This window comes from Pantoea sp. CS_6, from assembly GCF_041954745.1.
Taxonomy (GTDB): Bacteria; Pseudomonadota; Gammaproteobacteria; order Enterobacterales; family Enterobacteriaceae; genus Pantoea; species Pantoea stewartii.
Map to the genome: position 1 here is coordinate 627,294 of NZ_JAVAYG010000001.1, position 15,721 is coordinate 643,014.

A 15,721-nucleotide genomic window follows, 5' to 3' on the forward strand; every position below is an offset into this window, starting at 1 on the left:
AAAAGTCCGCACCGCACCAGTGCAGGAATATTCTGTAAACCACATAAACCACGCGCTTTTAAGATGTTGCCTATGAAACATGCAATTCAGAGCGTGATATAGATCACGCCCTATGACAACGACTTCGGAATCTTTCATGAAAATTGGCATCAGCAATACGCACTATCCGGAGCAGCGCAATATCCTGGTGAATCCGGACAATCACTACATCAACCTGAAAAAGCGCAACCTGTTTTATTTCCTCAATCCGCTGCGTACACGTTTACTCAAGAAGAATAAACGCTTTGTGTTTGTCCCCGTGCCCTTCGCAATGGGGGAGAAGCCCGATATCCTGCATCTGTTTAATGAAGTCGCCATTACGCCCATGAACTGGGTCGCGACCTTCGAGACTGAGCTGCCGCGTGTTCTGCCTGTAGCGGGCGTCGCCAAGCAGGATAATCCTGAACTCAAACAACTGATTCCGTATTTGCTCAAGGATAACTGTTTTGGCCTGATCGCCATTTCCGATGCCACCTTACATATTCAGATGAAGCTGTTTAAACCCGATGTCGCCGCGAAAATTCGCGCAAAAACGTTGGTGATGCATCCACCGCAAACCCTGTTTACGCAACAGAAGCGCCCACGGCAAAGCGATAAACTCCGCCTGGTGTTTGTTGGCAACGAGTTTTACCGTAAAGGCGGCGCAGAAGTCGTGCTGGCCATCAGCGAGCTGATTGAAACGGGACAGATTGATGCTGGCCAACTCGACGTTCAGTTGATTGGTGAGCTGACGAAACGTCATAATGTTGCCCATCGTGCTTTCCAGGATAACGACGCCTTTTATCGGGACATTGAAGATCGCATCAAGCGCCATGCCTGCTTCACGCACCATTCCCGCAAGGATAATCGTGAACTGATGCAGTTGTTCCAGCAAACCGATGTGGGGTTGCTGCCGACCTGGCAGGAAACCTACGGGTTTTCCGTACTGGAAATGCAGGCCAGCGGCTGTCCGGTATTGACCAGTAACGTTCGTGCGTTGCCTGAAATTAATCCGCCCACCGCCGGTTGGCTGATTGATGGCGAACTCAACGATGACCGCGAATATCAGGTCAACAGCGAAGCCGAGAAACACCGGCTACGTCGGGCATTAATAGACGGCATTAAGACAACCCTGCTGGACATTCTTGCGCAGCCACAGCAGTTAACGGAAAAAGGCGAGGGCGCGATTCTGCGCATCAAGCAGCAGCATGATCCGCGTCAGTATTGCGCCAGACTGAACGATATTTATCGCCGTGGCGTGGTCCAGGCCGTGGAACATCCGCCCGCGCTCTCAATTTAGCAAGATTTACCAGACGTTATGCGTCAGAGTCATCATACTTGTCTGACGCATATCTCTGGAGATCGGTTATGAAAAACTTGTATGCTCTGCTGCTGACCTGCTTCATGGGCAGCAGCGCCCTGGCGCAGCCCGCTCACACGTTTCCCCCTCGCACACCGTTGCCGCAACTCACGCCCGTCGCGGCGAAATGTGATCTCTCCAGTTGTCAGACTCGCTGTTATGTTGAGCAATCTCATTGTAATACGCGAAACTCAAGTGACTGCAGTACTCAGGCACAGCTCTGTGTGCAATCCTGTGCGGCACAGTGTCAATAACCTGTCACCTGAATGAGTACTGATGAAATCTTTTCTCACTGCATTACTGATTGCGTTTACCGCCAGCGCCCAGGCGGCTGACTTGTCGTCTCAGACCATCGCCGAACGGGTGAAAAGCGTGATTGATCCGCTGATGGCGCAGCAGGGCATTCCCGGCATGTCGGTCGGCGTGCTGTATAAAGGTCGCCCTCAGTACATTAACTTTGGTGTGGCCGATACCGCGAGCGACCGGCGGGTAACAGAAAATACGCTGTTCGAACTGGGGTCCGTCAGTAAGACATTCACGGGCGTGCTGGCGGGCGTGCTGATTCGTAACGGTGCGCTGCGTCTGAACGATCCGGTCTCCCGCTACTGGCCCGCGTTAAACGGCCCGCAGTGGCAAAGCCGACGGATGGTCCATCTTGCCACCTACAGCGCAGGCGGACTGCCGTTACATCTGCCCGATGAGGTAACCAGTCAGGATGAACTACTGGCTTACGCGCAGCAGTGGCAACCGGACGCCGCGCCGGGTACACAGCGTCACTATTCTCATGTCAGTATTGGTCTGCTGGGCTATTTGATGGTGAAGGGGGAATTTGAGGAGGCGATGCAAAAGGACGTTATCACGCCGTTGCGGCTGACACGCACCTTTTATACGGTGCCCCCGTCGATGATGTTTGATTACGCCTGGGGTTATCAGGACGGTAAACCGGTACGCGTCTCGCCGGGTATGCTGTCAGCAGAGACCAGCGGCGTGAAGTCCACCGCGCGCGACATGATGGCTTTTATGCAGGCCAATGCGAATCCTAATGGATTGTCGTCCGGGAATACGGCATTGCGCAATGGCATTCTGACCGCGCAGTCTCGTTACCTGCGCGCAGGTGAACTGTATCAGGGGCTGGGGTGGGAAATTTACCCCTGGCCCATTGACAGCCAGACGATTGTTGCCGCCAGTGACAGTCAGGCCGCGCTGTCCACACAGCCCGCGACCATTCTGAGCCCGGCTCAACCCATGGATCGCGCCAGTTGGGTGCACAAAACCGGCTCCACAAAGGGCTTTGGTGCCTATATCGCGTTCGTCCCGCAACAAAACAGCGGGGTAATCCTGCTGGCCAATAAAAACTATCCCAATCCGGAGCGTATCAAAGCGGCGGTTGCCATCATGGCTATGCTGGCATCGGACTGAACTAAAAATGGCCGCACAGGGCGGCCATCATATCGACGGAGATCGATGCGTTACACTGTGCCTGTACCGCCGTCTGAACACCACACCTGGCCGGAGGCAAAACTGCACTCATCGGAAGCCAGAGTGACATAGAGCGGTGCGATTTCAACCGGTTGACCGGGACGGCCCAGCGGCGCATCAGCACCAAACTGTTCCACTTTTTCCTGCGGCTGGCCGCCACTGGGCTGCAGCGGTGTCCAGTACGGACCTGGCGCAACGGCATTCACGCGGATGCCTTCCGGCCCCAGCTGTTTTGCCAGCGCTTTAGTAAAGGCTACATTACAGGCTTTGGTCTGCGCATAATCCAGCAGGATATCGCTGGGTTTAAACGCCTGCACAGATGAGGTATTAATAATCGCTGCACCGCGCGGCAGGTGAGCCAGCGCCGCTTTTGTTAACCAGAAGGGCGCGTAAACATTCGTTTTAAAGGTGGCATCGAAATCTTCGGTGCTCAGCGTACGAATGGATTCATTAAACTGCTGGCGTCCGGCATTATTGACCAGAATATCCAGTCCGCCCAGTTTGTCGGCGGCTTCATTCACCAGTTTCTGGCAAAAGGCTTCAGAGCGCAGATCGCCGGGAATGGCGACGGCTTTACGGCCTTCGTCTTCAATCAGTTTAATCACTTCAGCCGCATCGGACTCTTCTTCTGGCAAATAGTTAATTGCCACATCTGCACCTTCACGTGCATAGGCGATGGCCACAGCGCGACCGATACCGGAATCTCCCCCTGTGATCAGTGCTTTGCGGCCAGTCAGACGACCGTGACCACGATAGCTGGTTTCACCGTGGTCGGGTGGCGGGTCCATTTCGCTCGCCAGGCCGGGTGCCTGCTGCGGCTGCTGTCTGAACGGCGGCTTCGGGAAACGATCGGGATCGAGAATAGCCTTATTTGACGTTGTCATGCGTAAGCTCCTTAAACAGTCGTGTCAGAGAACTTAAGCCTGGCACAGATGTGATTTTTGTCACATTCAAATGCTTATTATTTGTGCTCAGGCAGTTAAAAAACGGCAAAAAGACGTTTTTAATCCCCTGAATTTAACGATAAGCGCAGCGGAAACAGTGGAATATAGGGCTAGAGGGGCCGCATTCAGGGGCGCAGACCAGTCTGACAGGAAACAGAGAGGGCGTGCACGAAAGAGGAATAGCGCCTAAGTAGCTGAGAAACTAGCAGTTATTACGGGAGAAAATAAGAGATTGTATTAACAGTCATTAAGGGGGAGAATTGCTGCAGATTGAGTAACCGTGAATGTTTGTACAAATGTTTCAAAGATGTTACTATGAGTGTCCCGGCCAGCATCACTTTATATTTTGTGACGTCTGGCCGGACGTTTTCCCTGGTGTTGGCTGTTTTAGCGACCTGGCCGTACAGGTCAGGTTTTTTTTTGCCGCTAAACAACTGAAGCCATTGTAACCTCTGAATGATTCATTGTAAGTTACTCTTAAGTATCATCTTACCTGTACTATAGTGCAGGTTAAGTCCACGTTAAGTAAAAGAAGCAGCATGGAGCCTGAATGTTTTCTTTTTTCCTTGAAAATCAAACAATAACGGATACGCTTCAGACTTACATACAGAGAAAGTTATCTCCGCTGGGTAGTCCGGATTACGCTTACACTGTTGTGAGCAAAAAAAATCCTTCAAATGTTCTGATTATTTCCAGTTATCCTGACGAATGGATTAGGTTATACCGCGCTAACAACTTTCAGCTGACCGATCCGGTTATTCTCACGGCCTTTAAACGCACCTCGCCGTTTGCCTGGGATGAGAATATTACGCTGATGTCCGACCTGCGGTTCACCAAAATTTTCTCTTTATCCAAGCAATACAACATCGTTAACGGCTTTACCTATGTCCTGCATGACCACATGAACAACCTTGCTCTGTTGTCCGTGATCATTAAAGGCAACGATCAGGCTGCGCTGGAGCAACGCCTTGCTGCCGAACAGGGCACGATGCAGATGCTGCTGATTGATTTTAACGAGCAGATGTACCGCCTGGCCGGTACCGAAGGCGAGCGAGCCCCGGCGTTAAATCAGAGCGCGGACAAAACGATATTTTCCTCGCGTGAAAATGAGGTGTTGTACTGGGCGAGTATGGGCAAAACCTATGCTGAGATTGCCGCTATTACGGGCATTTCTGTGAGTACCGTGAAGTTTCACATCAAGAATGTGGTCGTGAAACTGGGCGTCAGTAACGCCCGACAGGCTATCAGACTGGGTGTAGAACTGGATCTTATCAGACCGGCAGCGTCAGCGGCCAGGTAGTGACTGCGACGGGCGGACAGCCCGTACGTGACACCACATCACCACCGAGTTGCTGCTTGTCATCCTGACCTGCTGGCAGCGTCAGCAAATAGATACGTTCCTTTTCGGTCAGGAAAGCCTCTTTAATGACTTTGATTTGCCAGCCAGAGCGAGTGAGAATTTTCAACATCGCGCGGCTGACAATCGTATAGATATTGCCGTAGGCATTATTTTGCGCCCAGTTCACCATCGCTAAAAACAGGACCTGGCTGATAGGGTAGTGCTCACCTAACAGCGCGCGTGCGCGGGCTTTGTCGACAAAAAAACGGCTGGATTCGGTACCATAGGCGGGCAGGGTGACATCACTGAAGCAGTGCTGAAAAGTGTGCGTGATCATGTTGGGACGATCGAGGCTGGTAAAACGTACGCTGCACACTAATTGTCCTTCGCAGATTCCCAGAATATAACGTGTACCGGGCCCATCAAATTCATCGGACTCCATTCCCTGACTGCAAATGACTTCCCATCCCAGACGATCGCTAAATGTTTTCTTGCGAAGTTTATAAAGTTCTTCTGAACGGGTGGTTTGCAGTTCTTCGTAACTGACGTCAAACAGTTCAAGCATTCCATTTCCTCTTAAAAGTTACTGCGGCCCTCGCGGTTATCCTGCACTGATTTTACAAGCTTTTCACTATGACGTTCAGTTAATTAACCATTATTCGAGCGAATGGCGTCGTTTTCTGTCTGTCAATGGGCAGGATAAAGCGTCTCAAGCGGTAAAACTGTCCCTGAAGGGATATTATTTGTCATAACGCGGCAGAACACAATACAAATAGTAACTAAACAATACTATTTCAAAAATGCATATTTTCCCAGTCGGTTTGTGCTAAAGGGGCATTTAACAGATTAATGCCAGATGCGCATCGCTATTTTTCATCCCCGGTTCGCGTAAAATTTTATATTAGAGAGTAATCAATATGTCCTGTATCACAAACCACAGAAAAAACTAAAAATCATAATTTGGCTGTTAATTTCGGTAATTGTTGACCTGGCGCAGTTTACTAATACTTGAGCCGGGCCTGCCTGCGCGTGGGCCAGGGATAGCTGATTAAGACAGGTAATTACCGAATTATAAGGCGAATTATAATGACTATATCCTCTGAGCTTAAAACGAAAGAAAAACTGGGTTACGGCATCGGTGATGCCGCCAGTTCGATGGTATGGCAAACCGCCACCTTATTTCTGGCCTATTTTTACACGGATGTGTTCGGCTTACCGGCCGCGATTATGGGCACCATGTTTTTAGTGGTGCGCCTGGCCGATGCGTTTGTCGATCCCTGTATTGGGGCACTGGTCGATCGTACCCGAACCCGTCATGGCCGTTTTCGCCCGTGGCTCATGTGGTTCGCGATTCCGTTCGGCGTCAGTTGCCTGATCACCTTTTACGTGCCGGATGCAGGCCCGACCGCCAAAATTGTCTATGCCTGCGTCACCTATGCAATTCTCAGTTTTATTTATTCTGCTGTCAATGTGCCTTACTGCGCGATGCCCGGAGCCTTGACCCTGGATCCACGCGAGCGCCATTCGCTGCAATCCTGGCGGTTTGCCTGTGCGTTTATCGGCGGACTGGTGGTCACGGTGATCGGCCTGCCGCTGGTCGAATTGCTGGGGCAGGGAGACAAGGCAAAGGGTTACCTTTACGCCATGGGCCTGATGGGATTTCTGGGCGTGGTGTTAATCTACTGCTGCTTCTTTATGACGCGTGAGCGTTATTTACCCCACAACGATACAGCGGGGTCAATGTGGTCGGATCTCAAGCTGCTCGCTAAAAACAATCAGTGGCGCATCATTATTATTTTTAACATCCTGCTCCTGACCGCCGTCGTGACGCGCGGCTCATCGACCCTGTATTACATGAATTATGTCTTACGGCGACCTGACCTGGTCTTTACTTTTATTGTTACGGGCATGATAGCCGCATTATGCGGTGCATTTTTATCAGAACGTATATTAGGAAAATTCGACCGCATTCGTGCTTATCAGGTCTGTCTTGTCAGTTTTGTTTTCTTTCTGACGGTCATTTATTTAATTCCACCGTCCCAGGTCTGGTTAATCATTGGGTTGAATATTGTTTTTGGCTTTGTTCAGAATCTGACCACGCCTGTTCAATGGAATATGTTTTCTGACGTCGTGGATTATGAAGAACATCGCAGCGGCAGACGTCTCGACGGCCTGGTTTTCTCAACCGCCTTATTTGCCATCAAATTTGGCCTGGCCATGGGCGGTGCCGTCGTGGGCTGGATCCTCGGTCTGGTGCACTACCAACCCGGCGTCGCTGCACAGTCACCCCAGGTCATTACCACCATCAACCTGATGCATAACATCATCCCCGGCGTGCTGTTTATCGCCATGCTGCTTCTGCTTTTTTTCTATCAACTTAACAGCCCGCGAGTCAATGCGATTGCCGAAGCGCTGGCGGCAAAACGCGCCGCAGAAGCCCGACACGATGCTGAAAACACAATTTGATCTCAGCGAAAGGAGAGAAACATGACCGAGATGTATAAGGATCCTCATCAGCCCATTGACGTACGCGTAGACGATCTGTTGTCGCGCATGACGGCCGAAGAGAAGTTCGCCCAGATGCACGCCTACTGGCTCATCCTGGATGAACAGGGCAATCATCAGCCGCGAAGCGATTTGAGCGATGACTTCACGGGCGTCAGCGAACACACCATCCTGAAGGCGCAGTTAACGCACGGCGTTGGTCAGATTACCCGTCCTTTGGGCACGCACATTGTTGATGCCGTCACTGGCGTGCGTGCCGCGAACCGTTTACAACGCGACCTGGTTGAAGGCTCGCGCCTTGGCATCCCGGCCCTGTTTCATGAGGAGTGCCTCGTGGGTTTACTCTGCAAAGGCGCTACGCTCTTTCCGTCCTCGCTTAACTACGGTTCTACCTGGGATGCCGGGCTGGTGAAACGGGCGGCACAGCATATTGGTGCCGAAGCGCGTTCCGTTGGCTGTAAGCAGGGGCTGGCTCCGGTACTGGATGTGTCACGGGATGTCCGCTGGGGCAGAACGGAAGAAACCTTTGGAGAAGATCCCTGGCTGGTGGGCGTGATGGCAACGGCCTATGTCGAAGGTTTACAGGGCGAGCGGCGCGATCTGCTGGCTACGCTCAAACACTATGCAGGCCATTCATTTAGCGAAGGTGCGCGCAATCATGCGCCTGTCCATCTCGGTTTTTGCGAACTGAACGACACGTTCCTGCTGCCGTTCGAAATGGCCGTAAAGCTGGCTAATGCCGGCTCGGTCATGCCCGCTTACCATGACATCGATAATCAACCCAGCCACAGCGATCGTTTTTTACTGACCGACGTGCTTCGGGAGCAGTGGGGATTCGATGGCCTTATCGTGGCGGACTATGGTGGCGTCAGTTTGCTACATCAGCATCACGGCATTTCGCAGGATGCGGCGGAGTCGGCGGCACTGGCGTTTAATGCCGGTCTGGATGTCGAACTGCCTAAGGATGACTGCGCGCGTCATCTGGCCGAGGCGGTATCCCGTCAACTGCTGTCGATGGAGACGATTGACCGTATTGTCAGCCGTATCCTGACAGAAAAATTTCGCCTGGGGTTATTCGACGATCCGTACATCCGTGAAGCGGACATTTGTCTTCAGCACGAGGAAACCCGTCAGGTAGCGCGTACGGTCGCCACACAGTCAATTACGCTGCTGGAAAATAACGGGATTCTGCCGCTGAAAACCGGCGCGCGCGTGGCGGTAGTCGGGCCCTGTGCTGACGATCCGCTGGCTTTGCTGAGCGGCTACAGTTTTCCGGTTCACCTGATCATCAGCGATATGCTGGAAGAAACATCGCAGGTCACCACGCCGCTGGCCGCACTGCAACACTATCTGGGTGAGCAGCAGGTCCGCTATGCCAAAGGGTGCCATATCATTGAAACCCGCACCGCCGGTGCGCCGGTTTTCCCGGGGGACAGCGGGGCGAAACCAATGCAGCAGTCGCCGGTGTCTCAGGATACCGGGTTGATTGACGAGGCGGTTGAGGTTGTCCGACAAAGCGATGTCGTGATTGCCTGCGTGGGGGATCTGGCGGGGCTGTTTCAAAGCGGCACCGTAGGCGAAGGATCGGATACCGACAGCCTGACTCTGCCCGGCGTTCAGCAGCCGCTGCTGGAGGCGCTGGCCGCCACAGGTAAGCCCCTGATTGTGGTGATGACGGGTGGGCGACCTTACAACCTGCAAGGACTGGAGGAGCGCGTCGCGGCCTTTATGCTCGCCTGGGCGCCGGGCCAGGAAGGCGGCTGGGCGATTGCCGATGTGCTGACGGGGCGGGCAGAACCGCAGGGGCGACTGGTGGTCAGTATCCCGAAAAACGTTGGCGCGATGCCGTTCTATTACAACCACAAACTGAAAAGCGGTGGAACGCCCATCGCGTTTCATTTTGGCGCACGCTATCCGTTTGGCTTCGGTCTGGGCTGGACGACGTTCGACTGGGGCGCGCCTCAGCCTGAACAGGATCAGGTCTCGATCGATGGCGAGATCCGCCTGCGGATCACCGTGACCAATCGGGGGGAACGGCAGGGCAGTGAAGTGGTCCAGCTCTATGTTCGTGACCGAATCGCCAGCCGGGTACGCCCGCTTCAGGAACTGAAAGCGTTTCAGCGCGTCACGCTGGCGCCAGGCGCGTCAGCCGAACTGTGCTTTACGCTTCCTGTCGATATGCTCAACTTTACCCGTGGCGATGGTAAACGTATTGTCGAACCGGGTGAGTTCGAGTTGCAGACAGGTTCCTCGTGCCGTGATATTCATGGCGTCAGTACCGTAACGGTAACGGGAGAAACGCGTGTGCTGCCGACACACTGGCGGATGTTAAGCACCTGCTCGGTCAACGTTGCCGACTGAGGCCTTCGCCTGCCCATTAAGCGGATGGGCAGGCGAGTTTAGGTGTGCTCGCACAACGTTTTCGTCAGGTAATGACGCTGCATACCGGCTTCGGGAAAATCCGGCAGCGACATTTTCAGGACATAGCCCTGTTTCTGGTAAAAAGGGCAGGGCCTGAAAGCTAAAGGTATCCACTTGTGCGCTGTGGCAGCCTCTGGCCACAGCCGCCTGTTCCGCAGCACGAATCAGCTCACCGCCCAGGCCCGCACCACGTTGGGCTTCACTGACCCACAGGTAATCAATACACAGCCAGCGGCCTTTAATGCTGCCAGCCAGCCCGCCTTGTAACGGCCCCTGATCGTGACGACACATGACCGACAGCGGTCCCCATAACGCCGTGTCAATAAACTGATGATTCCAGGCACGCAGCCCGGTAAAGAGATCCTGCTTGTCCTGCTCACTCAGCGTGTGAGTCACGGTCAGCGAAAAAGTGGTGTTAACGGGCCTGCGCATTTTTGTCCTTATATCCCCTGTAAGGGATAATATTGCCGTTATCAAAAGGGGCATCTACGCTATAAATATCCCCTCCAAGGGATAAATTCTGATGAATGATGGAGCGCGCAAGATGATTTATAGTCCCCGGCAGTTAGCCAATCAGCTGAAACGCCTGCGTCAGCAGCAGGGCTGGACCCAAACCGACCTGGCCAAACGCGTGGGCCTGAAACAGGCAACGCTGTCTCATTTTGAAAATTATCCTGAGTCTACCTCACTGGAAACGCTGTTTAAAATTTTGCAGGCGCTGGATATTGCTATGGCGCTGCAGATCAAAACGCCCCCGACCACGCCAGCGGAGGATGCCTGGTAATGGCAAAACTCATCGCCTGGATGAACGGTGAGCGGGTCGGAACGTTAATGCAGCATCATGACGGGACGCTGAGCTTCCAGTACGCTGCCAGCTGGCTTCAGCATCCGCTCACCCGGCCTCTCTCACTGTCACTGCCGCTGCAACGTGCCGCCCACCACTCAGTCAGGGTGAGCTATTTCTTCGAAAACCTGCTAAGACCTATCCCATTGACAGAAAAGGAAAAGAACCAGGCTTTCCAGACAAAATCCTGTGGGGTTTTCGCCGTATTGCAAAAAGTGGGATACCGGTTACCGGGTGCACTTATCATGCTGCCGGTAAACCAGCAGCCCGTTGAGCTGGATGACGAATCCATAATGTCCGATATGGCCAGCGCACATGCCGACAGCGACAACGCCTTTCTGTGTCTTGCGCTGGCGCGTGAACTGGGTCTGCCTGTACCGGATGCCAGGCCGCTTCGCCAGGAAGGCGGGGGCTGGCAATTGTGCATCACGCGTGACGACCGTCGCTGGAATGCGGACCGGACGCAGTGCTACCGCCTTCCCACCGAAAACCTGTGCCAGGCGCTGGGATTCCCGCCCGCATGCAGTCATGAACAATCGGGCGGTCCGGGCCTTGAGGCACTGATGGGATTACTGATGGGATCGCGCAGCGCGCTTACCGATCGCGAAGCGATAATGCGTTGCCTGGTATTTCAGTGGTTAACAGGCATCACCAGTCTGGATGCCCGACATATCAGATTGTTCATCGAGCGCGAGGGGAGTTTTCGGCTGGCACCGTTTCGGTGTCTGGTCTCCGCCTGGCCCGCGCGCTCTCAGCGCAAAATGGACCGCGATGACATCCAGTTACCCCTTGGTGTCACTGGCCCGGCGGGCAAGCTGCATCGCATCACGCAGATCGCGCCCTCACACTTTCTGGCCAGTGCCCGCAGCGTGCGGTTCAGTGAGGAGCATATGCACGCTATCCTGAATGGCTTTGTGTCTGCTTTACCGGCTGCGATGATCCGGGTACGTGACAGCCTGCCAGAAGAGGTTTCTCTGGTGGTGGCCGATGCGATTTTCAGCCATTCATTGCTGATGCTCGAACAGGTCCGTTCGCTGACCTGAAGGGATCATGACGTTTCCGGCTGGTAAATCAGATGTCCCGCCACGCCGCCTTTGCCCCCATCTTTGGGATGGTTCATGCCATCCGTCACGGGAACGGAGGCGAAATCAAAAGGGGAAACGCCTGTCAGGCACGCCGCGTTAACCCCGAACTGTTCGGGATTAGAGCGGCTCTGGTGGAAGGTGTAAATACCACAAACCGAGCAGAAATAATGCACCGCCTGTCCGGAATTAAAGCGGTATTCACTCAGCGCCGCTTTCCCTTTGTGGATCGTCAGCCCCGAAGCAGGGGCAAACACCACCACGGCACCGCGCATCCGGCAAAATGAACAGTTACAGCGTCGGGCCGTATTCAGTCCATCCAGCAGTTCAACAGTAAACGCAACCGCACCACAGTGGCACTGTCCTGAAGTGATTTCTGACATCGCTTGCTCCTTTTTCATCCTGTCACGTTTCGCAGCGTGACAGCGGTGAGGGGTTAATGGCATAAAGACGAAAGGGAATTCAGCCAGGATATTGTGAATGCTTAACGTAAAAGACACCAGCATGACGCCGGAAGAGTGCAGACATTTTCTCACGCAGCACATGTTTGGAACCCTGGTGAGCAGCGATCTGCAAATCAGCCATATTCCGTTTTGCTTCAACGGTGAAAACGTTCTTGAAACACATCTGGCACGCAATAATCCGCAACGGGTTGCGCTGGCGCAGCAGCCGTGCCTGCTGAGCGTTCTGGGTCCGCATGCCTTTATCAGTACGGATTACTATCTGGCGTCACCTGCCGTTCCAACCTGGAACTATGCCGCCGTCAGCGTGAAAGGCATCAGCAGGCTGATGACGCAGGCGGAACTGGGCCAGTCGCTGGACAGAATGTTAGCCGCGTTTCAACCGGGCCTGAGGCAGGATAAACAACGGCTTCCCGATGATTATCAACAAAAACTGATGCAGGGCATCACCGGTGTCAGGATAGAGATTAGCCACATCAGCGGCACGCTGAAGCTTGGGCAGCATCGCCGTCCACCCGAACAGCTTAATGTTTTCCAGCAACTGGCTGCCCAGGGCGGTGCGTATGCGGATTATGCGCGCTTTGCTCAGGACTGGCTGAGCCGCTTCCGGCCAGACGTACTGACCCGTCACCACGGTGCGTAAAGGCTGAGGAGGGAATAAACCGGGCAGCGTCACATGAAGACGCTGCCCGGGTACGTCAATCAAAACTCTTTTTGCCCACCCAGCTCAATGACGCGGTTTGGCGGGATCATAAACTGTTCATGGGCACGTAACGCATTGCGCTGGAAGAAATGGAAGATGGCACCACGGGCATGTGCCAGACCGCGTCGTTTCTTCATCACCAGCGTGTCGTGAGAGGTGAAAAACGACGCCTCATTTAACGTACAGCCAAATCCTTCCAGCCCGCACAGGTGCAACACATCTTTCATGGAAGGCCGTTCATGCCAGCCGTATTCGGCCGTCACCTGCCAGAAGGACGGCGAAAGCTGACGTAGCGCGATGCGCTTCTGGTTATGAACACGCGGCAGGTCAACCGTTTTGATATGCAGAAGAACCGTCCGCTCATGCAGCACCCGGTTGTGTTTCAGGTTATGCAGCAGCGCCTGCGGAATTTCATACTCTTTGCGGGTCAGAAAAATTGCCGTACCGCCAACCCGCATCGGGGGCGAAGCCTCCAGCGAGCTAATCAGGGCTTTTAACCTGACGGGATCGTCAGTCAGACGACGAATGAGCCTTGAACGCTCTCCGCTCCAGATCAGCATCAGCATCAGCATCGTCATCGCCAGCAACACCGGAACCCAGCCGCCCGACAGCAGTTTCATCAGGTTGGAAATAAACAACGGAACGTCGATCGCCAACATGCAGAGCAGGAAAACCAGCGCCACGGGCAGCGGCCATTTCCAGTTTTTAAAGGCGACGATACCGGCCAGGCAGGCTGTCAGAACCATGGTGCCGGTCACCACGATACCGTACGCCGAAGAGAGTGCCGAGGACTGACGGAAGGCCAGGATGACGACGGTCACCGCACCGAAAAGTAACCAGTTCACTACCGGAATGTAGATTTGTCCCGATTCGGTTGCCGAGGTGAAAATGACGCGCATCGGCGGCAAAAAGCCCTGACGAATTGCCTGATGTGTCAGGGTATAAACCCCACTAATGATCGCCTGAGCCGCAATAACGGTGGCCAGCGTCGACAGGATGATTAACGGAATCTGCGCCCAGACCGGGGCCAGGATATAAAACGGGTTTTGTATCGCGGCAGGACTGGCCAGCACCAGCGCCCCCTGACCGAAATAGTTCAGCACCAGAGCAGGCAGGGCAATGATCAGCCACGCCAGCCTGATGGGGGTTTTTCCCAAATGTCCCATGTCAGCATACAGGGCCTCCGCACCGGTCACCGCCAGTACCACCATGCCCAAAGCTGCGAAAGACAGGGCTTCATGATTCAGCAGAAATTTCAGCGCAAATGCCGGGTTGAGCGCATGAAGAACATGGGGATTCATCAGAATTCCGTGCACGCCCAGTATCGCCAGGGTGATAAACCACACCAGCATAATCGGCCCAAAGACGCGGCTGACCCGTTCAGTGCCGTGTTTTTGAATCACAAATAACAGGGTCAGAATCACCACAGCCAGCGGCACGATATAGCGATCCAGCGCGGGTGCAACAACCTCGATCCCCTCAACGGCGGACAGCACTGAGATGGCCGGCGTGATAATGCCGTCGCCGTAAAAAAAGGCGCCGCCCGTCAAACCGGCAAGCACAATGATGCGGCTGAGCGTGGCGCCAACATTTTGCCGGGCCAGCGACATTAAGGTCAGTATTCCCCCTTCGCCATCGTGATCGGCGCGCATGATGAACATGACATATTTCACCGTCACAATCAGCATCAGTCCCCAGAAGATCAGCGACAGAAAGCCCATCACGGCTTCTTCGGTGACCGCGCCAGAAGGAAGGATAGAAAGACACTCTTTTAAGGTATAAAGCGGGCTGGTACCGATATCACCAAATACGATCCCTGCTGCTGCCAGCATACCGGCTGGAAGGGATTGCTTTTCAGACTGGGCCATTTAATGTCCTGTTGTATTTCACGTCATCATAAGCTTCAAACCGACAGTTACACCGGTTGACGCTGAGCATGACATTACGCGTTTTGCTGTGAATTAGGGAGTAGCTGGTGATGTTATGTACTGCATTTTTACAGCTTTGCGCTTTATTTTTACGGCATTTTTATACAACTGTCGATTTATCCGGCAGTGAGGCCTGACGCTGACCCTTCACCGCTACCGTTTCCCCCTGACGCGTGATTCGCCTGCCAGGTCAACACACGCGGATAAGGTCTCATCTCAACGCTGCCTCCCTCGTAACAGCATGCGGACGCGTCCGTGCACGCTCAGAACAGTTCCTCAAAGTGTAATCAGCCCGTACAGGAAACACCACGCAGCCTCTGCCGTTTTAAAAAAATATTTTTTAATAGTCCTTATTTATGATTAATGCGGCAGGCGATTTTTTAAGGCTAATTAATTTCAAAAAATAAAAGACAAATACGGTGTCGTGGGCAGGGGGTGAAGACGATTTTGCGCTGTCTTTAGCCAACTTTTACTGATTAATGTCGTATGTCGTTTTAAATAAGGTTGGATAAACGATGGCTGAAAATAAATTTTGTTTATTTTTAATCATTATCACTTCTTCTTTTTAATTTTCCTTTCTGCCTTTAATAGTCAAACTCTCATTCAGCGGGCTAATCTGTTTTTATGAAAATAAACG

12 protein-coding genes and 1 pseudogene are annotated in these 15,721 nt (G+C 53.4%); 8 read left to right on the forward strand and 5 right to left on the reverse strand.

Features of this window, described 5'->3' with window-relative positions; all coding sequences use genetic code 11:
- The first annotated feature begins 136 nt into the window (after positions 1–136).
- Entirely contained in the window at positions 137–1,318 is a 1,182-nt protein-coding gene (locus tag RAC90_RS02810) for a glycosyltransferase family 4 protein (RefSeq protein WP_054633737.1), read from the forward strand.
- A 336-nt stretch (positions 1,319–1,654) separates the two neighbouring features.
- Entirely contained in the window at positions 1,655–2,797 is a 1,143-nt protein-coding gene (gene ampC / locus RAC90_RS02815) for a class C beta-lactamase (protein ID WP_054633738.1), read from the forward strand.
- A gap of 50 nt (positions 2,798–2,847) precedes the next feature.
- On the opposite strand, the gene RAC90_RS02820 is transcribed toward ampC, so the two are convergent.
- Complete coding sequence (locus RAC90_RS02820; protein ID WP_375123916.1) at positions 2,848–3,741, reverse strand: SDR family oxidoreductase; 894 nt, start codon at positions 3,739–3,741, stop codon at positions 2,848–2,850.
- A gap of 610 nt (positions 3,742–4,351) precedes the next feature.
- Between RAC90_RS02820 and RAC90_RS02825 the strand changes: the two genes are divergently transcribed.
- Positions 4,352–5,101, forward strand: coding sequence for a LuxR family transcriptional regulator (locus tag RAC90_RS02825; RefSeq protein ID WP_039340302.1), 750 nt, complete (start codon positions 4,352–4,354; stop codon positions 5,099–5,101).
- Here the strand turns inward: RAC90_RS02825 and RAC90_RS02830 are convergent.
- Positions 5,073–5,705 (reverse strand): acyl-homoserine-lactone synthase, encoded by a 633-nt coding sequence (locus RAC90_RS02830; protein WP_006119202.1) that lies wholly within the window; start codon positions 5,703–5,705, stop codon positions 5,073–5,075. The genes RAC90_RS02825 and RAC90_RS02830 overlap by 29 nt on opposite strands.
- A 521-nt stretch (positions 5,706–6,226) precedes the next feature.
- Between RAC90_RS02830 and RAC90_RS02835 the strand changes: the two genes are divergently transcribed.
- Complete coding sequence (locus tag RAC90_RS02835) at positions 6,227–7,606, forward strand: MFS transporter (protein WP_054633740.1); 1,380 nt, start codon at positions 6,227–6,229, stop codon at positions 7,604–7,606.
- A 21-nt stretch (positions 7,607–7,627) separates the two neighbouring features.
- Complete coding sequence (locus RAC90_RS02840; protein WP_375123917.1) at positions 7,628–10,006, forward strand: glycoside hydrolase family 3 N-terminal domain-containing protein; 2,379 nt, start codon at positions 7,628–7,630, stop codon at positions 10,004–10,006.
- Positions 10,007–10,044: 38 nt separating this feature from the next.
- On the opposite strand, the pseudogene RAC90_RS02845 reads toward RAC90_RS02840, so the two are convergent.
- A pseudogene (locus RAC90_RS02845) lies at positions 10,045–10,498 on the reverse strand (GNAT family N-acetyltransferase).
- Between the two features lie 112 nt (positions 10,499–10,610).
- Here RAC90_RS02845 and hipB point away from each other — a divergent pair.
- Positions 10,611–10,850 carry a type II toxin-antitoxin system antitoxin HipB gene (gene hipB / locus RAC90_RS02850; protein ID WP_054633951.1) on the forward strand — a complete coding sequence of 80 codons (240 nt, stop codon included), beginning with the start codon at positions 10,611–10,613 and terminating at the stop codon, positions 10,848–10,850.
- Positions 10,850–11,953 carry a HipA domain-containing protein gene (locus RAC90_RS02855; protein WP_054633742.1) on the forward strand — a complete coding sequence of 368 codons (1,104 nt, stop codon included), beginning with the start codon at positions 10,850–10,852 and terminating at the stop codon, positions 11,951–11,953. The genes hipB and RAC90_RS02855 overlap by 1 nt, the downstream gene beginning before the upstream one ends.
- A gap of 5 nt (positions 11,954–11,958) precedes the next feature.
- Here the strand turns inward: RAC90_RS02855 and RAC90_RS02860 are convergent, their stop codons facing one another.
- On the reverse strand, positions 11,959–12,375 hold the full coding sequence (locus RAC90_RS02860; protein ID WP_054633743.1) for a GFA family protein: 417 nt from the start codon (positions 12,373–12,375) through the stop codon (positions 11,959–11,961).
- Between the two features lie 97 nt (positions 12,376–12,472).
- Between RAC90_RS02860 and RAC90_RS02865 the strand changes: the two genes are divergently transcribed.
- Positions 12,473–13,096 carry an FMN-binding negative transcriptional regulator gene (locus RAC90_RS02865; RefSeq protein WP_054633744.1) on the forward strand — a complete coding sequence of 208 codons (624 nt, stop codon included), beginning with the start codon at positions 12,473–12,475 and terminating at the stop codon, positions 13,094–13,096.
- A 59-nt stretch (positions 13,097–13,155) separates the two neighbouring features.
- Here RAC90_RS02865 and kup read toward each other — a convergent pair whose 3' ends face one another.
- On the reverse strand, positions 13,156–15,024 hold the full coding sequence (gene kup, locus RAC90_RS02870; RefSeq protein ID WP_205951890.1) for a low affinity potassium transporter Kup: 1,869 nt from the start codon (positions 15,022–15,024) through the stop codon (positions 13,156–13,158).
- Positions 15,025–15,721: the final 697 nt, after the last annotated feature.